This window comes from Pseudomonas sp. MMS21 TM103 (genome assembly GCF_022132145.1).
Taxonomy (GTDB): domain Bacteria; phylum Pseudomonadota; class Gammaproteobacteria; order Pseudomonadales; family Pseudomonadaceae; genus Aquipseudomonas.
Genome location: NZ_JAJISP010000005.1, coordinates 266,831 through 290,162 on the forward strand (window position 1 = coordinate 266,831; position 23,332 = coordinate 290,162).

Annotated in this window: 17 protein-coding genes and 5 pseudogenes; 5 read left to right on the top strand and 17 right to left on the bottom strand. The window is 52.7% G+C overall.

The window, feature by feature from the left end:
* Positions 1-26 precede the first annotated feature (26 nt).
* Positions 27-1,484 carry an NAD-dependent succinate-semialdehyde dehydrogenase gene (locus tag LJY18_RS16680; RefSeq protein WP_330872776.1) on the top strand — a complete coding sequence of 486 codons (1,458 nt, stop codon included), beginning with the start codon at positions 27-29 and terminating at the stop codon, positions 1,482-1,484.
* A gap of 78 nt (positions 1,485-1,562) precedes the next feature.
* Here the strand turns inward: LJY18_RS16680 and LJY18_RS16685 are convergent.
* Positions 1,563-1,982: pseudogene (locus LJY18_RS16685) on the bottom strand (SIR2 family protein); the annotation flags it as partial.
* On the opposite strand from LJY18_RS16685, the pseudogene LJY18_RS16690 reads away from it, so the two are divergent.
* A pseudogene (locus LJY18_RS16690) lies at positions 1,981-2,718 on the top strand (DEAD/DEAH box helicase); the annotation flags it as partial. The pseudogenes LJY18_RS16685 and LJY18_RS16690 overlap by 2 nt on opposite strands.
* Before the next feature lie 229 nt (positions 2,719-2,947).
* Positions 2,948-3,349 (top strand): annotated as a pseudogene (locus LJY18_RS16695) (IS4 family transposase); the annotation flags it as partial.
* Positions 3,350-3,571: 222 nt separating this feature from the next.
* Here LJY18_RS16695 and LJY18_RS16700 read toward each other — a convergent pair.
* The 5 genes from LJY18_RS16700 to LJY18_RS16720 all read right to left on the bottom strand — a co-directional run bounded on the left by LJY18_RS16700 (position 3,572) and on the right by LJY18_RS16720 (position 7,415).
* Positions 3,572-4,498 carry a 3-keto-5-aminohexanoate cleavage protein gene (locus LJY18_RS16700; protein WP_238042915.1) on the bottom strand — a complete coding sequence of 309 codons (927 nt, stop codon included), beginning with the start codon at positions 4,496-4,498 and terminating at the stop codon, positions 3,572-3,574.
* A complete protein-coding gene (locus LJY18_RS16705) occupies positions 4,495-5,034 on the bottom strand; it encodes a cupin domain-containing protein (protein WP_238042916.1) in 540 nt (179 codons plus the stop codon). The genes LJY18_RS16700 and LJY18_RS16705 overlap by 4 nt, the downstream gene beginning before the upstream one ends.
* Positions 5,035-5,099: 65 nt before the next feature.
* On the bottom strand, positions 5,100-5,546 hold the full coding sequence (locus LJY18_RS16710) for a PaaI family thioesterase (RefSeq protein ID WP_238042917.1): 447 nt from the start codon (positions 5,544-5,546) through the stop codon (positions 5,100-5,102).
* 9 nt (positions 5,547-5,555) lie between these two features.
* Positions 5,556-6,554, bottom strand: coding sequence for a fumarylacetoacetate hydrolase family protein (locus LJY18_RS16715; RefSeq protein ID WP_238042918.1), 999 nt, complete (start codon positions 6,552-6,554; stop codon positions 5,556-5,558).
* Positions 6,555-6,569: 15 nt separating this feature from the next.
* Entirely contained in the window at positions 6,570-7,415 is an 846-nt protein-coding gene (locus LJY18_RS16720; RefSeq protein ID WP_238042919.1) for an ABC transporter substrate-binding protein, read from the bottom strand.
* Positions 7,416-7,623: 208 nt separating this feature from the next.
* On the opposite strand from LJY18_RS16720, the gene LJY18_RS22520 reads away from it, so the two are divergent.
* Complete coding sequence (locus tag LJY18_RS22520) at positions 7,624-7,749, top strand: hypothetical protein (protein ID WP_269137864.1); 126 nt, start codon at positions 7,624-7,626, stop codon at positions 7,747-7,749.
* A gap of 391 nt (positions 7,750-8,140) precedes the next feature.
* Here LJY18_RS22520 and LJY18_RS16725 read toward each other — a convergent pair whose 3' ends face one another.
* From LJY18_RS16725 to LJY18_RS16755, 7 genes are all read right to left on the bottom strand, one after another.
* Positions 8,141-10,579, bottom strand: a complete 2,439-nt coding sequence (locus LJY18_RS16725) for an efflux RND transporter permease subunit (RefSeq protein ID WP_238042920.1) — start codon at positions 10,577-10,579, stop codon at positions 8,141-8,143.
* Positions 10,580-10,583: 4 nt separating this feature from the next.
* Positions 10,584-11,681, bottom strand: coding sequence for a WD40/YVTN/BNR-like repeat-containing protein (locus LJY18_RS16730; RefSeq protein ID WP_238042921.1), 1,098 nt, complete (start codon positions 11,679-11,681; stop codon positions 10,584-10,586).
* A gap of 82 nt (positions 11,682-11,763) precedes the next feature.
* Complete coding sequence (locus LJY18_RS16735) at positions 11,764-13,125, bottom strand: DUF1329 domain-containing protein (RefSeq protein ID WP_238042922.1); 1,362 nt, start codon at positions 13,123-13,125, stop codon at positions 11,764-11,766.
* A 12-nt stretch (positions 13,126-13,137) separates the two neighbouring features.
* Entirely contained in the window at positions 13,138-14,769 is a 1,632-nt protein-coding gene (locus tag LJY18_RS16740; protein WP_238043053.1) for a DUF1302 domain-containing protein, read from the bottom strand.
* Positions 14,770-15,734: 965 nt separating this feature from the next.
* Positions 15,735-16,664: an alpha/beta hydrolase gene (locus LJY18_RS16745; protein WP_238042923.1), complete on the bottom strand. Its 930-nt coding sequence runs from the start codon at positions 16,662-16,664 to the stop codon at positions 15,735-15,737.
* A 38-nt stretch (positions 16,665-16,702) separates the two neighbouring features.
* On the bottom strand, positions 16,703-17,659 hold the full coding sequence (locus tag LJY18_RS16750) for a PDR/VanB family oxidoreductase (RefSeq protein WP_238042924.1): 957 nt from the start codon (positions 17,657-17,659) through the stop codon (positions 16,703-16,705).
* Between the two features lie 2 nt (positions 17,660-17,661).
* Positions 17,662-18,714, bottom strand: coding sequence for an aromatic ring-hydroxylating dioxygenase subunit alpha (locus LJY18_RS16755; RefSeq protein WP_238042925.1), 1,053 nt, complete (start codon positions 18,712-18,714; stop codon positions 17,662-17,664).
* A gap of 134 nt (positions 18,715-18,848) precedes the next feature.
* Between LJY18_RS16755 and LJY18_RS16760 the strand changes: the two genes are divergently transcribed.
* Complete coding sequence (locus LJY18_RS16760; protein ID WP_238042926.1) at positions 18,849-19,733, top strand: LysR family transcriptional regulator; 885 nt, start codon at positions 18,849-18,851, stop codon at positions 19,731-19,733.
* A gap of 343 nt (positions 19,734-20,076) precedes the next feature.
* Here LJY18_RS16760 and LJY18_RS16770 read toward each other — a convergent pair whose 3' ends face one another.
* The 4 genes and pseudogenes from LJY18_RS16770 to LJY18_RS16785 form a co-directional block, all read right to left on the bottom strand.
* Positions 20,077-21,279 carry a Bcr/CflA family multidrug efflux MFS transporter gene (locus LJY18_RS16770; protein ID WP_238042927.1) on the bottom strand — a complete coding sequence of 401 codons (1,203 nt, stop codon included), beginning with the start codon at positions 21,277-21,279 and terminating at the stop codon, positions 20,077-20,079.
* Between the two features lie 97 nt (positions 21,280-21,376).
* Positions 21,377-21,667: pseudogene (locus LJY18_RS16775) on the bottom strand (helix-turn-helix domain-containing protein); the annotation flags it as partial.
* A 490-nt stretch (positions 21,668-22,157) separates the two neighbouring features.
* Positions 22,158-22,598, bottom strand: coding sequence for a GlcG/HbpS family heme-binding protein (locus tag LJY18_RS16780; RefSeq protein WP_238042928.1), 441 nt, complete (start codon positions 22,596-22,598; stop codon positions 22,158-22,160).
* 430 nt (positions 22,599-23,028) lie between these two features.
* Positions 23,029-23,244: pseudogene (locus tag LJY18_RS16785) on the bottom strand (aldehyde dehydrogenase family protein); the annotation flags it as partial.
* Positions 23,245-23,332: the final 88 nt, after the last annotated feature.

Genomic DNA, 23,332 nt, shown 5'->3' on the forward strand with positions numbered 1-23,332 from the left:
CTTACCCAATGAACGCACACGTAACATTGCAACTGAAAGATCCTGACCTATTGCGCCAAGCCATGCTGATCGGTGGCGAATGGGTCCAAGCCGACAACGGCCAAACGATTGAGGTACGCAACCCAGCCACAGGAGAATTGGTAGCCAGAGTTCCCAATGGTGGTGCAGTCGAAACTCAACGCGCTATTGTAGCAGCCGAACGCGCGATGCGTGGATGGCGCAACACGCTGCCTAAAGAGCGCTCAAAAATTCTACGCATACTGTTCGATCTAATGCACGAAAACCTTGAAGATCTTGCAGTCATCATGACCGCCGAACAAGGTAAGCCGCTGGTTGAGTCGCGCGGAGAGATCATCTATGCCGCTGGCTTCATCGAGTGGTATGCAGAGGAAGCAAAACGGGTTTATGGCGATATCATCCCGCAAAACGTAGATGGTCGACGCCTCCTGGTTCAGAAATCACCTATCGGTGTTTTTGCAGCAATCACACCCTGGAACTTTCCATCAGCGATGATTACTCGCAAGGCCGGCCCAGGCTGGGCTGTAGGCTGCGCAGGAGTCATCAAACCTGCGAGTCAAACCCCGCTTTCAGCTCTTGCTCTGGCAGTGTTGGCTGAGCGCGCCGGTTTACCTGCTGGTGTGTGCAACGTTGTTACCGGCTCCGCTAGAGCAATCGGCGGGGAGCTCACCGCTAGCCCAGTAGTACGCAAGCTATCGTTCACCGGTTCAACTGAAGTCGGCTCACTGCTTCTCGCTCAATGTGCGCCAACAGTCAAAAAAACGAGCATGGAACTGGGAGGCAATGCTCCATTTATCGTCTTCGACGATGCTGACATCGACGCCGCCGTTAAGGGTACCGTGGCTGCCAAGTACCGTAATACCGGCCAAGCCTGCGTTGCAGCTAACCGCATACTCGTACAATCGGGTATCTACGATGCTTTCGCTAAAAAGCTCGCCGAAGCGACCGCAGCCCTTAAAGTTGGTAACGGCATGCACGAAGGCGTCGTCCAAGGACCACTTATCAATAGCGAGGCAGTGGACAAAGTTGAGGAACATATTGCCGACGCTCTAGCAAAAGGCGCAACGGTCGCAACAGGTGGCAAACGCCATGCATTAGGTGGTAGCTACTTCGAACCGACCGTTTTAATCAATGTGCCTCGCGAAGCACTGATTTTTAACGATGAAACATTCGGCCCAGTAGCTCCACTCTTCCGATTCGAAACAGAAGCGGAAGCAATCGAGATGGCCAACGATACGCCATTCGGTTTGGCGGCCTATGTTTATGCACGCGATGTGGGTCGAATTTTCCGCGTTGTCGATAACCTTGAGTTCGGCATGGTTGGTGTTAACGAAGGAATTATCTCAACCGAAGTCGCCCCATTTGGCGGCGTGAAAACTTCCGGCCTAGGTCGAGAAGGATCAAAGTATGGCCTTGACGACTACTTGGAAATAAAGTACGTCGCACTAGGCGGTCTTGGTAGTTAGATAAGTCCCAATCTACCAATTCCGTAGTGGTTGAAGGGGTACCCTTACAAAGGGCACCCTCCGTGCGACGGCTCAACCTTAGCTCACCAATTCGTGAAGGAAATCTGTGAGCGCCTTCTTAGGGTCGTCATCCTCCGAAACAATCATCTCGATTCCCCACTGGCCCAAGACCTCCTGTGCGACTGGGTTCGGTCGATTCGTGAACACGTAGGACTTTGGCCTGGCAGATGAGAGGGCCGAGCGCCCCCACATCTCTGTCCGTCGATAGAACAGGAGTCGGATGTTGATGTCGGTCAGGCTGTATCCGATGAAGAGGACTGAATTCCCCAGGACGTCGTTACTGAGTTTGATGTCCAGCGGGGAGTCATAATTCAACCTCTTGAAATAACTGGTCTCGTCGAGGACGATCGATGCGTCGTCATCGAAGTCTCCATGGAACTTCACAATCTGACGACGGCCTTCTGCGACGGATACAAGGTCGGCCACGCTTGCGACCTTGGGCGAGCGGCTGATCAACCACTATGACTTCTACAGTGCATTCACAAGCAATGAAGAATTCCGAATTGTTTGCGATGGAAGACCCCTTGGGGCCCTGCCTATCTCGCGACCACTGTGTGCTGAACAGCGCATCATCTTCGCCGGGCGTCGTTGGCAGGTGATTAACGTTGATACGGAAGGCAAGGTGATTGTCGTCAAGCCTTGCCTAGGAGGAGCTCCCCCGGCTTTTGACGGTCTGGCTGCTCGAGTTCACGACAATGTTCGGCAAGAGATGAAAAACGTACTGCAGGAAGAGGAGGCCTATCCCTACCTCGATCCAGTGGCACAGAGTTTACTGGCGGAGGCGCGGCAAGGCTTTGCTGATCTTAAGTTGGGCCATCAGCGCTTTATTGAGAGCGGAGGAAGAACCTGTCTTTTCACCTGGCAGGGTGATTGGACCAGCGATGCCTTAGCCGTCCTTCTCGAGTACGTCGGCTTGCCCACTGAGAACTCAGGACTGGTCATTGAGGTGCAAGGTGGAGGGGCGTTGCTTGAAAGCAAGCTTCGAGAGGTTGCAGCTTTAAAGGAGCTTAAGGCGAGCACTATCCTTCACAATGTTCAGAATATGATCAGGGAGAAATGGGACTGGGCGCTGCCTCCTGAGCTTCTTATGGAGTCATTCGCCACGATGTATCTCGATCTGGAGAAAGCACAGCAAACCGCAGCTCATCTGATTGGACTTGAGACCCCTGGGTAAGCTTTTCTAGATGAAGACAAGTGCGTGGTGTCCGCTGTAGAGCAAACCAAAGCCAGTGCCAAGGCCGCTGCGACCGGCTATCGCGGCATACTGCGGACCTGACCTCTACTTTTGGCGAGTGCTAAAAATGGGGGGATTACCGTCTCATCGATACAGCCTAAGGGTCAACTCGGATGCAATCCGTGGTCAGCACACATGCAACTGACTGGTCAGATGGGTACAATTGCGCATGATCGTGCTATCCGAGGTCGGCGAGCGCGATTCCGCCCACCTGCACCTCGTGCATCTGCCCGCTGACAGCCTGACGCTGTTTGACAGCGGCTAGCACTGGCACTGGCTGTTTGAGCAGCAACAGCGGCATTTCCTGATGCGCCTGCCCTGTGGCTACAACGCGCAGGTCAAACAGTTACTCCACTCGGGTCAGGTCAAAGACACTCTGTTCTTCGCCGCCAGTCATCCCGAAGCGCGTCTGTTGTGTACCAAGGCCGGCGTCGATCCCGCGGGCCGGGTCAAACGGCATCTGGTCCGGGTCGAACTGGCCAGCGGTGAAAGCGAAGTGCTGGTGACCTCCTTGCTGGGTCGACAGGACTTCCTGGCCAAGGTATTCGCGGATCTCTACCGCCGCCGCTGGCTATGAGTTTCGTTGGCGCATGGCGATCCGCTTGTTAGGGCTAAAAATGGTGTCCACTTACAATAGGTGGACACCATAGCCCTAAGCGGTGGCGTCAGGAAGTCGTGTTCGCCGGACGCCTACGGTCGAAAAAGCCGGCTTTACACCGGAAAGTAACGAAAAACATGACACAGCAGAAAAGCTTAATAGATATTTCCGACGTAAGTAAGAGCTGTACTCGCCTTAAAACGCAGTGCAATCCTTACCTTTAAGACCCAGCATTTCTCGCGCCTCATCAGGTGTTGCCACCTCGATACCGAGCGCTTCCAAAATTGTCCTAATTTTCCGAACCTGCTCTGCGTTTGAAACCGCAAGCTCTCCTCTACCGATGTAAAGACTGTCTTCGAGCCCAACACGGACATTCCCGCCCATCAAAGCAGCCATAGTAGCCAGCGGGATTTGGTCTTTGCCTGCACCAAGAACGGACCAATGATACTGGTCTCCAAACAGGCGGTCTGCTGTCCGCTTCTGATGCATTACATCCTCAAAATGCGACCCCATAGCCCCTCGCAAACCAAAGACAGATTGAATAAAAAGCGGAGGTTTAACGAGTCCATGATCAAGGAAATACTTCAACGTATACAAGTGACTGATGTCGTAGCACTCAAACTCGAAACGGGTCCCACCACCACCAATTTCCGTCAATATCCACTCAATATCGCTGTAGGTGTTTTTGAAGACCTGATCCTTTGTTGCCTCAAGATGCTTAACCTCCCAATCGAAACGCCAATCTCGGTCTTTTTTAGCCATTTCAGAAAGATTGAGGTTGATTGACCCCATGTTCAGTGAGCACATCTCAGGTTCCAGTGCCAAGCCTGCCGCTGCTCGCTCGTTAATGGGCATGCCAGGTCCACCACCGCCAGTGGAGATATTAATAATGGCGTCGGTTTCATTCTTGATGCGGTTAACAAACTGCCGGAAGACATCAGGGCTTCCCGTAGGACGGCCGTCAATCGGATCACGAGCATGAAGATGGACGATGGCGGCGCCAGCTTCCACAGCCTCGATAGCTTGCTCTGCAATCTCACCCGGAGTGATGGGAAGATAGGGAGACATCGAGGGAGTGTGCGCACCACCCGTGATGGCTGCCGTAATGATGACTTTTTTCATAGTGGCTCCCCTTCTTTCAATGCAAGCAGGACAAATAGCATGCGGCAGTTTTTTCCAGAGCGATTTGACCAACTGTGGTTAGTAGCCCGCTGAATCAACACATCGCCAGAGCGCAGAAGCCTCTCGCCCTCGTCCAACATCGCGTAAATTTCGCCCTCCAACACTACTGCGTAATCTAAAGACTCCGTTTTGTGAAACCAGAAATGCCGTGGCTTATTCTGATCCCGAACTCCTTCTTTATCTAAGAAGTCAACCAACTCTTCCTGGTTGTAACTTTCGTCCGGTGGAAAATCGACGATACGAAGAATCGAGCCACCCTCAGAATGGAACGCAAATTTGTGCCCCTCAGGTGCTGGCTCATCACCGCTAGCCCGCCCCTCACCTGTCGCCCACAGAACTTGTGCAACGGGCCGCCCTGCGCCTGCGACAACATTAAGAGCACCACCATCACTAAGGAAAATAGAACTCCCTTTCTCGTCGTGACCGGTGACAATTCTTCGAACTGGCTTATGAGTAGCCGCGTCGTTTTTACTCATCACTCCTCCAAAATGTCGATACGTATCGTTTTTATTTAATGAAACTTTTTACGCCCAGAACCCAATCAACCAGAAACCACGTCCATTACAAAGAAAGTTGCTGAAGAGTTAGCAATGAGGCGGTCTTTAACGTCATATATTTCGCTTCGCGCAAAAGCCACCTGACGCCCTACTCTGTCTACCGTTCCGACTACACGCATCAATGACGGCTCAGCGGCGGCCTGCATATTTACGGTAATACTCGTTGTGGCACAGGTTTTCCCATACTTCAACTTACTCAAAACGGCATAAGCCATTGCGTAATCCAACATGGTCGTTAAAGCCCCGCCAGATACCACCCCATTCCCTTGAGTAGTAGTTTCTGGAACCTGAAAACTAAGTTCTATAACCCCAGGCTCCCCTTTCACTAAACGAGCGCCAAATTCCTTTAAACCGTGTGTCATTTCAAGAGGCACATCAAAAACCCCTTTGGATATAAGCTGTTCAAGTAAAGCGCGGTCAGAATTGTCCATTAGCACCACTTAAGAATTATTTTTTTGCGCAACACATTTTTGGCGTTGATAACCAAGACCAGAAATCTCGCCATGCATCACATCACCACTCTTGAGGAATCGATTGTAATGTGTTCCGTTTCCAGCAGGAGAACCTGTGCAGATCACATCACCGGGCAGTAATTTAGCGTACTTAGATATATAAGCAATTTGCTGCTCAATACTAAACAACATATCCGATGTATTTTCATCCTGCATGGTAGAGCCAGACACATGCAAAAGCATTGACAGATCGTACGGATTTTCAATAAATGATTTAGGCACCAAATACGGGCCAAGAGGAAGAAAGCCTGGCTGCCCCTTGGATCTAAACCAATCAGTCCCCAACATCTTGTAATCAGTTCGAGGGATTAGATCACGCGCAGAGATATCATTAACAATTGTGTAACCGGCTACATAATCCATGGCTTCAGAAACATCGACATTATAGCCCTCCTTCCCAATAACTACAGCCAGCTCCAACTCCCAGTCAGGCTTCTCAGTATTGGACGGCAATACTAAATCATCATACGCGCCAGCAATGGCCGAAACGGGCTTAGTGAATACATAGGGTTCACCCAAAGCCACCCGCTCATCCATCATTTCCTCAGCCCAAGCCTTGAGCTCTTCCTTACTCAAGCCCTCTGGACCTACGTTAGAGTCAACCGTCAGATCTACTACGTGCTTACGGTAATTAGCCCCGGTACAGAAAACCTGCCGAGGGAGATCGATCGCAGGATGGAATTTCAGATCCACCTCATCATGCCAATCCGCGGGATTGACCATATCGACAAAACCCGCTAACGCATGAAAACTTTCAGTCCACGAATCAAGAAGCTGAAGGACTGACTTATTCAGCAAAGAGCTAATGCCAAATTCAAGCGCCAGTCGTTGAATCGGCACTACTTTCCCATTCATTACAAGGCCAGCGAATCGATCACTACCTGTATGAGATTTTACGGAAAAAGTACCAAGAGCGAATTTTTTCATTAATACCTCCGCTATTCACGTCAAATATGTGCAATCAATAATTTGACTATAAGTCGAATCTGAGCCTGCCAATGCCAAACGGGCTCGCTGATCGATTAACAGCTGGACTCCTATTTTGTCAGGAGTCAACGTTTTGGGTACGGAATCCATTAACGCGCAAACTGCATCATCAGGCATGCCTTGCAATGCCAAAGACTCCTGCAGCCGTTCAGTACTAAATGGAATAATTGACAATGCATGTGCTAGCTCAGCGAGCCAAATCTCAAGAGCAATTTTGCTATCCGCGTTTGCCTTTCGTATTACAACCCCCTGGCCTGGGAATTCAGGGTACGAATTTTGAACAGACGCTATTTCTTTCAACCCTTGCTTTATCGCAAGAGAGTCGAATGGCGGCCCCAGTAACGTGGCGTCCCCCCTCCCCTGAACCAGGGAGTTATATCTTTCAACCACACCACCGACTTGCAACATGGAATAGTCGCCGACATTTAATCCATTCGCATGCAAGATAGACATGAGTGCAACAACGAAGCCGTTTTCAGGGGCATCCACAAGGATATTGCCACCCAGTAAATCTGCAGGAGTGGAGAGGTTAGGTCGACCGATCAAACGTAGAGGTGTCGTAGCTTCTACCTGTGCAACCACAACAAAATCTTTAGGACCTGACCGCTGGTTCCAGTGCAAGACATTATCAATCGAGGTAACGACTGCGTCGATACGGCCATTAACGAGCGCGTCAAATTGCTCGTCTGAAGAATGGGTTTTGCTGGACTCCAGCGTAAAATCTAAACGCTCATTCCAAGCCGCTACAACAGCTATAGCCGGGGGGACAAACCACATCACCCGCAGTTTTCGTTTGGTCATCTCACACCTCTGATTGTGATGCGACAAAATAATACGGGCCGTATCGTATTGTCAACATAAACAGATCATTGGCTGCCTGCTATTTATATAACCCCTTTATAAACAATACCTTACAATAAACAACATTTAATATATCCGTACCGTACGCTTTCAGGGATGATTCCACAGTTTTGGCAATATACCCAGGCTCAACCTGCCGAGTTTCCCGATGGAGCAGATGACCTTCGCTTACACCGAGTATGCCGACAAGCGCAAACAGATCCGCAAGGAATTGTTCCTGATCGAGATGGGTCGGGTATGCGATGCGATGCGAAGGTGCGCCTCCGTGGAATGACCAAGATTACTGCGCAACGGTGACACTGTTGGCGCTGTCGAATCTGTCAAAATCGGCGGGGGCTGAAGTCAGCCAGAAATACATGACGACTTCAGACTATCCATATGGGGGAAAACCAGTGTTCATGTTGCTTGTAGGCTAACTACTGGGACAATGGAGTGTCTCTTCAAAACTTAAAGGCTGAACGGGTTCCTGAGCATGGCCAAGAGCAGACGGGGGCAGAGGTTTTGCCCGATCTAACGAACTATTACAGCCACCACCGACTACAACGGAGCAGGACGCCTGCAGATGCAGAATCACTGGCCGGATAAACCTAAACCAGTGTCCACGATTAGTTGACCACTACACTGCATCTTGGGTTGACAGGGCTACCGATGAGGCGTTGGCGCTATCAAGACACAGTTGAAATGGATTGATCTCTCAACGTCTCCAGGCTAGCCAGCCTGCTGCCAGAAGGATCACGCCGATGCGTGGAAGGCAAAAGGAAGTAAGCCAGTGCCGGCAGCAGCAACAGAGCCCCTACCATGTTCCAGATGAACATGAACGCCAGGAGCACACCCATGTCGGCCTGAAATTTGATTGGAGAAAATATCCAGGTACCCACCCCGATGGCCAAGGTTACCCCTGTGAGCATTACCACCTTGCCGGTGGAAACCAGGGCACGGTAATAAGCTTCTGAGAGGCTTTTACCCTCGCGCAAGAAGCCCAGCATGATGGTCATTACATACAACGCGTAGTCAACACCGATACCAACACCTAGAGCGATCACCGGCAAGGTTGCCACCTTCACGCCAATACCTAACCCGACCATCAATGCTTCACACAAGATCGACGTGAGCATGAGCGGAATTACAGCACAAAGAGTGGCTCGCCAGGACCTGAACGTGATGAGGCAGAGCAAGATAACGGTTCCGTACACCCAGAACAGCATCTCGCGATTTGCCTCTTTCACCACAATGTTCGTAGCCGCCTCAATACCCGCATTCCCGGCGGCAAGCTGGAATTTAACTTCATCGGTGTCATTAGCCGCTGCAAAAGCCTCGACATGATTTACCAGTCGCGTAAGCGTTTCGGCCTTGTGATCTTTTAGATATACGTAAAGCGTAAGTAAACTGCAGGACTCGTTATAGAGGCCTCGCGGCGCGCTGGCAGTAATCATGTTGAGCATCGCTTGATTGTTCTGCAATTCGTACCATTTTGAGTTGCCTTCAGACAGCCCCACCAACATGCGGCGACTCAGTAGCGCCAAAGAGTTAGTCGAATCTACCCCCGGTAGACTGCGCAATTGCCAATCCAACTCATCGACCTTGCGCAATATGTCGTAGCGCGAGCAGGCACTCTTCGGCGTCTTCACCATTATTGCGAACAGATCACTACTGGCCCCATAACTGCGCGTCATGAAGGCATCATCCAGGTTGTAGCGCGAGTCCGGGCGTAGCTCCGGCGCACCGGCATCCAGATCGCCAATTGCCAGATGCAAGCTGACCATAAAGCCAAGCACAGCGACCACCAAGCTGACACCTACGCTGATCAAAGCCCATGGTTTGCGAGTAAAAAGGTCAAGGAACCGCCAAAACGCGTGTCGCTCTAGGCCGCTCTGTTCGGCCCGCTCACTCTTCAAGCTCAGTTCGGCAGCGCGCGGGTTTACGCCAATGTACGAGAGCAGCACCGGTAGCAGAATTAGGTTGGTGAAAATCAGTACTGCTACGCCAATGCTGGCGATGATCGCCAAATCTTGGATTACTTTGATCTGAATGGTTATTAGCACGGCAAAACCCACGGCATCACAAAGCAGCGCAGTGAGGCCGGCGAGGAACAAACGGCGAAACGTGAATCGCGCGGCGACCACACGATGCATGCCACGACCGATATCCTGCATGATCCCGTTCATTTTTTGGGCACCATGGCTCATGCCAATGGCAAAAACAAGGAAGGGCACCAGTACCGAGTACGGGTCCAGCTCGTACCCTAATAACGGTAACAATCCAAGCTGCCATACCACTGCCACCAGCGAGCAGAACACCACTAGAAGCGTACTGCGCACACAGCGGGTATAGCCATAGAGCACCGCCGTCGTGATCGTGATCGCGACGGCAAAAAACAACATAATCTGCGTCAACCCTTCAATCAGATCGCCAACCTTCTTGGCGAAACCAGTGATGTGGATGTCGACACTTTCACTTTGAAATTCAGCCCGAAGCGCCTCCAACTGAGCAGATAGTTTGGCGTAATCCAGGGGTTGTCCATCCGGCGTGCGCGACAGCAATGGGATGGCAATAATGCTGGAGCGTTGGTCGAAAGCGATTAGTTGGCCAATCTCATTCGACAGCTGCACATTCCTGCGCAGTTTGGCTAGTGACGCGGTGCTGCCGTCGTACTTATCAGGAATTACCGGGCCTCCGTCTAGCCCATCCTCCGTCACAGAAACCCAGCGGGTCGCAGGCGTCCAAAGCGACTTCATGTAAGCGCGATCAACACCTGGTAACAGGAAGATTCGGTCGCTCATGGACTGCAATGTACGCAGGTAGTTGGCGTCGTAAATATTTCCTTTCTTGTTAGCGACAGCGACGCGCACCGTATTACCGATCCCAGACAGATCCTTTTGATTTGCTAAGTAATTCGCAATGTAAGGGTGTCCGGTAGGAATCATCTTCTCAAAACTAGCGTTCAACCCAAGGCGTGTGGATTGCCAGCCGAGCAGAAGAGTAGTCAGCAGACAAAGCAGCAGAACCCATCGCCGATGATTGAATAGAGCACGCTCTACCAAGGTTCCGGAGCTTGGATCAAATGCGCCGGGCTTAGGCTGGGAAGGATGACACGCGGAATTCATATGCTCACTCCGGAACATCAGTGGTTAGATGTGAAAAACGTGACAAACCAGTAACACCGGAGGTAATCAGACTGCCGTCGACCGCCTCAATAATGCTGCTCACAGGAATACCCAAGGGTTTGCCAACAGGGTTAAGCTCTTCCCCATTTGGGACAGAGCTACTCAACAAACCACCGGCTTGATTGGCTAGCAGTACGGTCCCATCGGGCATCCGAATGGAGCTGCTGATTGAAGTGGGCCAAAAGACCTTCATACTATGAAAGCTGTCACCATCATCAGATGACAGATAGGCATGACCTTTTAGGCCTGCCACCAGCAGTGCTCCGTCACCGCGTAAGTTGGCGGTGAAGAAGCTACCGTTATATGGACTTTGCAGTTGCGCGAAGGACTCACCGTCATCGGTCGAACGAGCAACATAACCTTGCTCACCGGCCAGGAACCAAAGGTGATCTTTCTGAGCGATAGCATAGAGATGCACAAGCGACGGATTTTCGATGTGGCCAATCTGCGAGTACCAAGTGCCCCCCCCATCCTGAGTCGAAAATGCTATCCCGTATGAGCCGACGACGAGACCGTGCTTAGCGTCGAGAAAGTGCAGCGCCAGGAATGGCTTATCCGCCCCATCCGCTACCAGGCGCTCTGCATTGGAAATGCGCATATCAGCCGCTTCGGTATCGGCTGCAATTGCTTTGTCATCCTGAGCAGCCTTTAGCTCGATCTCTGCAGCCTGCACACCAGTAAGCTGAAGGTGCCAGTGCTCGCCACCATCCACAGTGGCCAACACTACGCCAGCGTGTCCGACAGCCCAGCCACGCTGGGTGTCCACAAATTGAACTGAAACTAGGCTAACTGAGACAGGAACCTGAACCTGACGCCAGGTCTGGCCATTGTCATCGGACAATACAATGACCCCCCTTTCACCAACGGCAACTAGTCGGTCACCAGCACGTGCCAAATCAATTAGAACAGCATGGGCGGGTGTGGCAATTTGCATCGCAGGAGAGGACAGGACAGACCCAACAGCGTGCCCTTCAGCATAAGTCAGCGATGCGAAAGCAGACAGATAGAACGCTAACGCCAAGCTACCTAAACGACTGTTCATTAACATTTTTATTATCTCTAAGAACCTGTATTGCAAAAGCACCGACCAACGGAGCGTCGGTGCTTTTCAGAGAGGCGTAGCGTTAACGCACACCCTGTCCCGCCATAACCGCAGGCGAGAAATCAGACTTTTTGAAGCGATCTACAATCCCCCATTGCGAGGGTTGCCCAGTGAATAAATCAAGAACAAACCAGGTACCAGAAGTAAAGTCATAGAAGCCCGACGTCACCGAAGCTAAGGCAGGGATATCTGGCATGACAGCTGGCAACGCCCACAGGGTTTTCGCCAATTGACCACTAGCATCCCAACGATCAGCTAACACTGCCTGCCAGGTATCTTCATCTAGGTAGTAACGACTTTTAACCATTTGATGCCGCTCACCTGATTTCAAATCCGCCTCAACTACCCACACACGATGCATCTCCCAGCGCAGAGCGTCCGGATTGAGATGCCGCTTACCAAGTACGTCTTCAGGCTTGTCTGCAGTAAAGAATTTATTGGTGTTATAGGGGATATATACTTCCTTCTTACCTACCAACGTCCAGTTGAAACGAGTCAACCGCCCTTTATAAACGTTCAGCTCATCATAAGCCATCACGCCTGCTGAGGATGGTGCTGGAGTGTCGCAGCAGGAGTTAGGCACCTTGCGCACACGCCGCTGACCGGCAAGATAGATATGCGTTTGTGATTTATCGGCATTGAGATTGGCCCGATCCATCGCTTGCTCGCCAGCGCGAATTGGCGGACCAACATTAAGTAGACGGATCATCCAATAATCGCCATCGAATGTCTGCGCCGAGCCATCCTTGAAATAATATGGCATTTCTTGGATAGCGCGGCCATCGGTAGTCATTACCTGTTGACCATCGGCGGTAATCAGGTAGAAACGGGCGTCCCGTGTAATCGAAGTACCGCTCCAACTTAGCAGATGGTTCCACATCGCCTCGTCGCCATTCTTCGGAATCGGGAAGGGGATGCCACCATAAGCCCCTTCAGGCATAAGACCGCCGCCCCCTTCTACCAGCTTGGCGCTTCTTGCATTCTTCGCAGTGTTGTCATAAATCCACTGCGGCGCCGCAGCAGTACGACGTGTTTGGTAAATATCCATTCGATAAGTGTCCGGATATCGCTTGAACATTTCCTTAACACCATCGCTCAGCTTTTCGGCGTACTGAGCCATATTCTTCGACGTGATGCTGAACAAAGGCTTATCTGAGGCAAAAGGATCCCCGCGCTTGCCTCCCTTCTTATAGGCTGGATCAACCGTAGTGTATCCACCATCCCACTCAGGGATAGTGTTATCGGCATTGCCAGCCCGCTCCGCACCCAGCGGCGTCAGGCTTTTACCCAAATCATCAACTCCGGCGGCCATCGAAGACGCACTCAGAGCAACAGCACCCAGTATGGAAAAGCAAGCGGCACTAAATTTAAACCGGAAAGTCATCTGCAAGTCCTCTTAGAAAGTGCTCTTGATTGAGAAGGCCAGGTAATCCCGATCCTTTAATGCCTGCTTAAAGTTGAACGTACTCGCTTCGTTGAGCGTGGTGCCATCTGAGCCGTAATAATGTGTGTATGTCAGCCCCAAAGTGACACGATCAAGGTAGGTGGCACTCACACCGATGTTGAAATCACCGCCTTTATCAGGCCCAAAACCGCCAACCACAGCGGACTTGCCCATTGGGAAATAACTAACCCCCAGTGGTACGCTAAGATCAATGCCTGAGAAAATCTGACGATACGTTGGCGAATAGACTAACTTGATCCCTACTCCATCGTCTGTAGCATTCGAATCCAATGCCGATCGGTTATCTGTAACGCTCAGCAACCGGTTCCAGGCAATTTCACCGATCAAGGTGGCTTCATTGGATATGAACGACGGTTCAAGAGAAGCGAGAACGTTCAGATTCACATGGGCTGTCCGCCCTACCGCGTATAGCGGGTGGCTGTCATTGTTAGCGTCCACACCAGGTAGTACGACCTGACCATTCGAAACCAGGGGCATGTTCCAGCGCATAGACGCCTCCCCAGCAAAATTGTACTCACCAACTGACGTGGTGAAACTCGCGCCCAGTGCACGGATATCTTCCGGATACACCCAGTAGAATTCACCCACTTTCCCGGTAGCGAAATTCGGGCCTGCTACATCAGGGCGGAGGTACAGCTGGGGCGTTTTATCGTGGTATTGGATGGCATAGAGCCCATAGTCGACAGTTTCAGCTGCGTAGCGCAACTGCAAACCACCCTGCCCAGAACTCCTAGCTTCCTTGTTATTTCCATGAAAAAAGGCGGCTGGACTATTTGGATTGCCACCGAGAAATTCAGGGAATGGCTCCCCAACAATGATGCGTTCAGCCCCCTCCCCCATCATGTCGAGAGTCGAGAAATAGCTGCCAGCAGCAGGCAAGTGGGTTTCCTCCCATTCAAACTGATAGAAAGCACCCAGGGAGAGCGCATCAGTAAGCTGGTAGGAAGTAGACAGCTGACTTACTGGCCTGGTGATCTCCTTGAACTGGGTATTGGGTACCGAGATAGCCTTCACCACGTCCACGGGAGCCATGCCGCCCGCGATCCCGTTGGAACCAAAAAACAGGCTCTCACCCCAGACCAACCCATGTCGACCCAAGCGCACGGACAAAGCACGATCGGCAACTTCACCATTCCAATACACGAACGCATCCAACACTTCAGCATCGCCGCCGTGAAGGTGCCGGGTATCGTCGGTAAATTCGTTATAAGCAACTGAACGCTGGTTAGCCCGGGCGGGGTTGTTGTTGTCATTATCCTTTTGATATTCGGTGTCGAACCAGCCCGCGCCGCTTACGCGAGCACCGAAATCACGGAAGCCAATGTCCACTTCTGAGAGGAGATCGAAACGGTTCGATATCAGGCCCTTATCGAACCCACGATCACCGTCATCTTGGTTCAAAGCGACATGGCTGTTGGCAAGCTTGCTGCTCTGATCCTCAACACGCCATGCGGCACTGTACTTGAGGGTATTGTCCCAGCGAACCCTAAGGTCGTTGTTGCCGGTATCAATTTGGAATGCACTAGCACTTAGCGATATCAAACTCGCCGCACTACCAGCCATCACGCATGAGAGAAGATGCGACCGACAGGTAGGCGCCGAATACGCATACGAACTGGACTTATATACACGCATATACGAACCTCTTTTGTTTTTGTATTAGGCTTCGCTAGATTTCAATTTTTACGCCGCAAAACCGCCCCCTCTAGCCTCTAGAAGGGCTGCCTAGCTCTCGTCAAGAATCGCTAGCAGGAGCAGCCGCAAAATCCACTATCGAAACGGAACGTACCGTATACTTGCAAGATAAGGCCGTGCCTGTCAAGCACGGCTAGATGTATTTTCGTTAGGTCCGTTGACGTAAGCCAACCTCTAGAATTCGGCTTTCCCATGACCGACAGAAGCCAGTCAAGCGATACCGAGCGGGTTCAGATACAGGGCCAGCTGAACGCCACATAGGGGATACCGCTACTGCAGGCACCCAGCTGTCGATGGTTTATCGAGGCCCTCCTTTGGATCCTTCGCAGCGGTGCCCAATGGCAGAAGCTCCCCCAGTAGCTTCGGCGCATGGCCGCCGTTCGAGCCTTTGCCCATTACGTGGCCTTGCAATGCCCGTCAGCTCTGCAACTGGCCTTGCAAATCTTGGCATCCCGTTAAAGCGTTAACCACTGCTCGGGTTTCTCTCCCGCGACGAGGTTCAGGCAATGCTTGCGGCGCACGATGCCAATACACGGCGTGCCCGGCGCGGTCGCATGCTGAAGGCGCTGTTCTACTACACGGGGCCCGAGTCTCCGAGTTGATTAGCATCCGCGTGGCCGACGTGACGCTGGGGCTCACCCCGTCGGTGTGCACGGCAGCGGCGTAAGCGGCGAAACGTGCCGCGGTGGAATGAAACGGCCGTCGATATCTGTCACTGACTACAATATGTGGGCTTGCGGGCGGAGCAGCCCCGGTACCCAGCCGACGCGGACTGCCAATAAAGCGTTCGAATGTGGCTGAGTGGATTGCCTTGGCTGCCATCGTGGCGACAATCAAATGTTTCCCGTTGCAGCAACGCAAGGTGCCATCTTAACCGCCTTGGCACGCCCAAGCACCGCATTGATAAAGTCTGCAGATGCAGCAAGCGCATTACGCCCTTCTGTAAGACTCGGCGCAAATGTCTGCCAAACGTGAAACATGCAAGGCCAGACCTCCAGCTTAACGTCTACACCCGCCACGCCAGCATTTCTCGCCAGGCGAATAGAATCATCAAGAAGCATCTCATCGCTCCCAACCTGGATCATCAGAGGCGGAAACCCACTGAGGTCGGAATCTAGAATGAACGTGGCCCCCCCAAGGTCTGGCCCTAGAAACGCGGTAGCGCAAGTTTGCAGCTTTTGCAATGTTAGAAAGCAGTCGACAGAAGCCTTGCGCTGAATACTGTCACCGGTAAGAGTCAGGTCTATCCAAGGAGAAAACAGCACGACACATCCGGGCATGGCCATGCTCAGACTCTTTGCCTGTATGAGAGACGCAACGATCAACCCAGCGCCAGCCGAGTCCCCGACCAGCACGATCTCGTTCGCGCTTTCGCAACTGTCGAGAATTGCCGAATAGGCGGCCAGGAAATCCTCTGCCGCAGCCGGGTAAGGATGTTCAGGCGCAAGCCGATAATCAATAATGTAAGCATTGGCTGACACGGCAGAAGCAAGGGTGCCGGCAATACCCTCAAAACCTTCAGCGCTGCCTACCATGAACCCACCACCATGGACGTATAGCAACGAAGCCTCAGCACTGGGTTGTGTTGCGACGCGCACGGGTACACCACCCAGTACAGAGGAAGCAAATGAGCACTCAGGGGGAGCCGGGAATAACTTGCAGAGCTGGTCAAAACTCTCTCGCGCCTCCTGTAGCGACCCAAGGGGATTTTCTCTGCGGGACAAAAGCAAGCCCCGGATATCGTTCAATTCAGAAGTAACCATAAATATCCTTAGGCGTGCAGCGCTATGCTAAATACCCATCAGAGATCGAGAACCAGCTTTTCAGACTTAGCTCGCGAGACGCATTGCAACATCACTTTGTTAGAGGCTCGCTCCGCATCGCTGAGAACATAGTCACGGTGGTCTACCTCGCCCTCTAGCACTTCGCATTCACAGGTACGACACAGACCCTCCCGGCAGGAATAAGGCACCAATATCCCTGCCGCTTCGAGAACATCCAGGAGGCTAGAATCTGCAGGAACAGTCAGTTCAAACCCGCTTTGAGCCAACTCCACAATGAAGCTCTTATTCGGTCCGTCCTGTTGTGCACTTGACTCTGGTGCGCTAAATAGTTCGAAGTGCACCTGAGCCGAAGGGAGGTAGCCCTGCGCAACATTACCCACTGCATCCATAAGTAGTGCTGGGCCACAGCAATACACCTGGTCATCGGCACACGCCTGACGAAGAAACGTTTGCAGATCGGGACGTCCTGCTTGCTCATCATCGGCGTGGAGCACCAACTTACCCCCGCCTGGCAGATACTCGATGTAAGCGGCTCGAGCGCGCGAACGCACACAATAGAGAAGAGCCCAAGGCTTGCTGTTGGCAGCGCACCAACGAATCATGCTAAGAATTGGCGTTATGCCAATGCCCCCAGCAATGAACAAGTAAGACCTCGCGCCCGGCTCAATCGGAAAGTTATTTCGGGGCGCACCAATCTCAAGCACATCCCCAACTTCAAGTCGCTCATGAATGAAGGCTGAACCGCCCCGTGATGGCTCGGATAGTCCGACTCCAATTGAATAGCTAGCGGCCTCAAAACTGTATTCGTGAATGGAGTACTGCCGAATCAAGCCATTCGGCAGTCGGACATCAATGTGCGACCCTGCCTGCGCCTCAGGCAAAGGCTGCCCATCATCAGCTACAAGCTGGATATCCAAGACTGCATGCGCCGCTCGCTGCAACGTCTTCACCCGAGCACGGTTCCAGGCGCCCATGTTCAGACCTCCTGAAAGTTGACTGGATTGTTCGCCGCCTGCTCAGCCTTATACGCCTTAGCCACAAGCCATCTGTAATAAGAAAGCGCGGCATCCGCTCCGATTGGCATCATCTTGAAATCGGAATTCAGCTTTAATATGCGATCTTGCGCATGAATGATGTCGCTATCTTCTTCAAAGGCCTTTACGACCTGCTCATGGATCGCCGCGGTGACCTTTGGGTCATCAATGGCAAAGTTATGAGGTTGAGAAAAGAAATAATGCGTGGAGTCATCCGTTTCCGGCGTTAGCGCCTGTGTACTGCGGAATTCAGCGGCATTGACTCGATTGCCTTCCTTCGCATTGTTCCCAACAGGCTGCATGCCTGAATCCATCAGAAAAATACTGGGCAGCAAGAAATCGTAGATATTCCAGCGATCTACCGAGCCTTGATAGTTTTTGATTTTCTGCACAAACGGAGCCGGTTTAATACCCTCGCCCCAACGTGTGACTCGAACACCATTTTCCAGCTTATCTACTTGAGGAATGCATGCTGCATAGGCTTCATCACCACCCAGCGTGGTCGGATGCACATACGGCAGATGCGCCAGATCAAGCAGATTGTCCGCGATCAGAAGATAGCTGGTGGTGTAGTAGGTATAACCCTCAAGGCTTCTCCATTCCGGGTCATCCAGCCAATGCGTGTCAGGTATCTGGGACGGGTCCGCCAAACTGGCATCCCCCACCCAAATCCAAATCCACTTGTGCTTCTCCACGATGGGGAAGGTACGTACTTTCGCCTGCGGGGGAATTCGCTCCTGCCCAGGAATTTCGACACAGCGACCGGAAGTATCGAACAAAAGGCCGTGGTACATGCAACGAAGCTGATCACCTTCCAAGCGCCCACTCGACAATGGCGCGCCACGGTGACAGCAGCGGTCCTCAAAGGCTGCTACTGCGCCGGAGGTATCACGCCAGAGGACTACTGGCACATTCAGAATAGTTCTCGCGAAAAGCTTTTCGGCCAGAACTTCACTTGACCAAGCGGCCACATACCAAGCATTGCGTAGGAGCATGACGCTATCCTCATCTTTTGTTGTTTTAGGGTGGATCTGTAATCAGGAATGTCATGCTAGATTAGGAAACGTTATGCGCATAGATCATGAGGTCAATACAAACCATGCACGCGGCTCATACAAAGAAATTCGATATGAATTTGCTACTCGCCTTCGACGCGCTACTGCGTGAGCGCAACGTATCTCGAGCTGCTGAGAATCTAGGCCTGACGCAAAGTGCTATGAGCCATGCATTGCGGCGTCTGCGAGAGTTTTACGAGGACCCCCTTTTCGTGCGTATTGGTGATGCGATGAAGCCGACGCCTTTTGCGGAAGAGGTGAGCGGCTTCGTCCTCGACATCGTTTCGACCGTTCAGCGCAACCTATTGGCTCGAGCAAGTTTTGACCCGACTACGTCGGTGAGAGTGTTCAGCCTTTGCATGACTGATATGGGTGAGTTGGTGTTTTTACCGCGACTCATTGAGGCGCTTCAGAGACTTGCACCCAATTGCCGAATCCGGACATCGCAGATGTCGACCGAGCACATTGCGAACTCTCTGGAAAAAGGGGACACAGATCTCGCAATAGGCTCTCACTACATTCAGGATCCAAACCTTTTCCAGCAAGAGCTTTTTAAGCACTCATTTGCGACCATCGTCAGTAACGCATATCCACACGATGAAATGGATTTGCAGCAGTTCCTGAGCATGAAACACATTTCTGTCGTTCTCTCGGACAGGAGCACTCGTTACGACCAATTCATAGATGATCTTGGCTTGCAAAGAGATATCTACCTTACGACACCACACTTTGTAACGATCCCTACAATCCTGGAGGGAGACCTCGGCCTCGTTGCTACCGTGCCAAGTGAACTAGGCAAGATATTTCTCCGCTACAAGGCCGTAAAAGTAGTCAAAACTCCGATCGTAGCTCCCCCACTGAACCTGCGTCAGTATTGGCACCCACGCCATCATCACGACCCGGGAATCATCTGGCTGCGCCAGTTGGTCAAAACACTTTTCGACCGCTATCTGGATTGAGCTCCGCTCTCCAGGGATCTGCCACTGAACTCAGCAGAGTTACAAAAGGTGCCCCGGCTTACCGCCCACGCTTTGTCTTCATCGGAAGAACGATATCGATTGTGGCCATGGCGCTGCTCGGCTTTCGTGTGACAGTCAGTAATGTGGGTACCAATATCGTCCTACAGAGCAGCACACCTGTAGAACTACGTGGACGCGTGGTGTCGATTTACACCGCCACACGCTTTGGATTTGACGCTATCGACGGCCCCGTTGCCATAGCTCTGGCAGGCGTGCTACTCGCGGTTTACCGTTTCAGGCTTAGCCTATGGGCAGATCAAAACCCGAGTACAAGCGGCCTCAATTAACCCGCTTCTGGCAGCAAACGGGCCGCATACTTACGGGTCAACAAAAAGGCCAGGAAACAACCAATTCCAGCGCTTCCGATCGCCATGCACATCGATTTCGGACCGCCGTCGAACACACCAACCATCGCACTGAATGCAGCACCCAACGCGAACTGGCACGCCACCGCCAAGCCTGCTGCCGCGCCGGCCTGACGCGGAAATAATGCTAGCAAGCTAGCCACGCAATTAGCCCCGAGCAGGCCAGTCACGCTAACGTAGAACAACACGCCAAACACTATCGCAGGCAATCCGCCCCAACCTGTAAAGCCGCACGTCAATAAAAACAGTGCTGCAAATAGTGCTAAAGACGCACCGAACGTAAGCATGCGCTGTGGTCCAAGACGCCCCACTAACCGTGCATTGAGACTCGTAATGAGGATAATTCCAAAAATATTCAGACCGAAGAGCCAGGCGTAATGCTGCGAGGAAACGCCAAAGTGCTTGATATAGACGAAGGGCGAGGCGGTTATGAAGGCGAACATCCCGCCGAACGACAACCCCATACATAGCAAATAACCCAATGCCTGCGGCTGCAGGAGAATCGCGCCATAAGCGCGAAATACCTGCCCTATTGACCGTCCGCGGCGCTCGACCGGATGAGTTTCCGGAATCCCCACAAACACAGCTACCAAGCACAGCGCTGCCAACACAAAAAGCAATGCGAACACCGCCCGCCAGCCGGAAACTTGGGCCAACAAGCTACCAATCAACGGAGCCACTAGGGTGGCGAGCATGGTTGCAAGGTGCATGAGCGACAGGATTCTTGCCGACTGCTCTAAAGGAAATTGATCGCGAACGATTGCTCTACCAAGCACCGATGCCGCGGCGCCCCCCAAGGCCTGGAAGAAGCGCCAACCCATTAGCGAGGAAACAGATCCGGCGAATAAGCAACCAAGGGTCGCTACAAGATACAAACAGATGCCGCCGAGAAGGAGCCAGCGTCGGCCGAAGCGATCAGAAAGCGGCCCATAGAAAAGCATCCCTATGCAGAGTCCAGCCAAATACAGACCTATAGTCATCTGTACCTGACTATCAGCGGCATCTAGATCGGCGGCAATGAGAGGAAGACTCGGTAGATAGGTATCAATAGACAACGGACCGAAAGCCACCAACCCAGCTAAAAGGAGGATACGGCGCTTAGGATGGTGGAGATACGGCATGGGACTCTCGCAAATGCGCAACCATAAAGTTAATAGGTTAACAAATTTACAAAAGGCACGCGCCCCAAGTATCCGGCGTCAGGCCAACCCAAAATCATCAGCCATGTGCAGGCGATCCCCCCTGCAGCCATCCCGGCGTTACGAGAAAAAACCGGTTGAAGTATGCCGGATCTTTAAAGCCCCGCTGGTAGCAGATTTCGTTCACCGAGCTGCCGCTATACAGCAGGAAACGCCACGTCTCCTGCATTAACCGTTCGTGCACAAGTCGCTTGGAGAGCAAGCCAGCAACGCGCTGGAAAATATCATTGAGTCGCGCTTCGGTGACACCGATATTCTCGGCGTAGGACGCTAACGACCACACACCAGTGCCATTCCACTGCAACAGCTCGAGCCGCGCCGATTACGAAAAGCATAGACCGTGCCATCTCAGGCTGGACGCCCGAGCGTCTGCTGGATGTGTGCCGAAAGCCCATCGATCCCCAGGCGCATATCGACCGGCTCGACCACCAGCCGAATCTTTGCCGACGTCAGCCACCGGCCATCCCCCGCAGCAACCCGGCCCGCCAGGCCGTATCGACGCCAGCCGGCAAAGCCAACTGTCAGTCGCTAGCATGCTGCATGCATTTCCCCGACGACTACCCCCTGCACCGCCAGCGGCACCAGGGTCAGCGGACTATATGGGCCATGGCATTGCGGAAAGCGAGTTGATGCGGATTGAGCTGGGACATGTCGAATCTCTCCAATTGCCGGGCGACAGGCGCCCGGCGGCTGTTGTTATTGGCGGATACGGTCGAGTATGTTGATGTCTGCTGGGTGACCCCTTAGACGCTCATAGAACTCCCCTACGCCCAACGCAGCCTTTACCGGGTCTGATAGGACTACTGGGGTATGGCGCTATGCACGTACTTGGCGGCGGCCTCTGCGCAGCGAGAATCGACCTGCTCGGATGCTCCGGATATACCAATGGCGCCGATTACCGCGTTACCCGCATGTAGCGGCTCACCGCCACCGAACAGGGCCATTTTTGGCTGCAGTGGGAGACCCTGGCGCACAGCGGCGGAGCAGTTTTCCAGGCGCTTCTGCCAGGTGCGGGTGGGCACGCCGAAGGATAGTGCGGTCAGGGCCTTGTTAAGTGCTATATCGCGGCTGTGTAACGGGGCACCATCCATGTGCGCCATATGAATCTGCAGACCACCTGCATCGACGATGGCAATACTCACCTGTACCTGTTCGTCCTTAGCTTTCTCCAGGGCCTGGTGCATGGCTTGAATGGCGAGTTGCAGGGTGATTGAGGGCTGGGAGCGCAGCAGACTGTTCATCGGGTAGAGCCTCTAGATATAGACCGGACGTATAGGTCATAAACAAGTTAGTAGATTTATTCTGCGCGCCAGCTTTGCCCATTTTGATCTCCCCACTCGGCCGATAGAGCCGAGTGGCACCCTGCAGGCATGCCTTGCCTCCTCAAAAAAGTCCAAGGTTGGCCCTGATGGGACCGCTCTCCACTGCTTGCAAGCAATGCGCATGGGCGGGATTACTGGACAGCCTGGAGATGGGATACCAACCAGCTGCCAGCAGGTAACACACTGTCTGGATTCGCCCAATACGTGGCTGGCGGGCAACAGCCTGGCTGTGGGAGTTCTGTTTTCATTTTGCTTTCTGGAACTCTAAAAAACCGGCCCATTAAGAGCCGGTAAAGGAGGCAACCACTAAGCGATCAGTGGTTTAGCCGATGCCCAGGCACATGTATTTCTACTCGATGTAGTCATCAATGCCGTAATGCGAGCCTGCGCGGCCCAGACCGGATTGCTAGATGCCGCCGAACGGTGCGACCTCGGTGGAGGTCAAGCCTTCGTTGATGCCAACCATTCCGTACTTCAGCGCCTCGCCGACGCGCCTGGCGCGGCCAAGATTTTGGGTGTAGACGTACGAGGCCAGCCCAAATTCGGTGTCGTTGGCCCTGAGGATGCCCGCGTCGTTCCAGTGTCCGTTTACACAGGCCTGGGTGCGCAGACGTGTTCGGGCATTGGGTTTCAACGGTTCTCACCAAAATGGG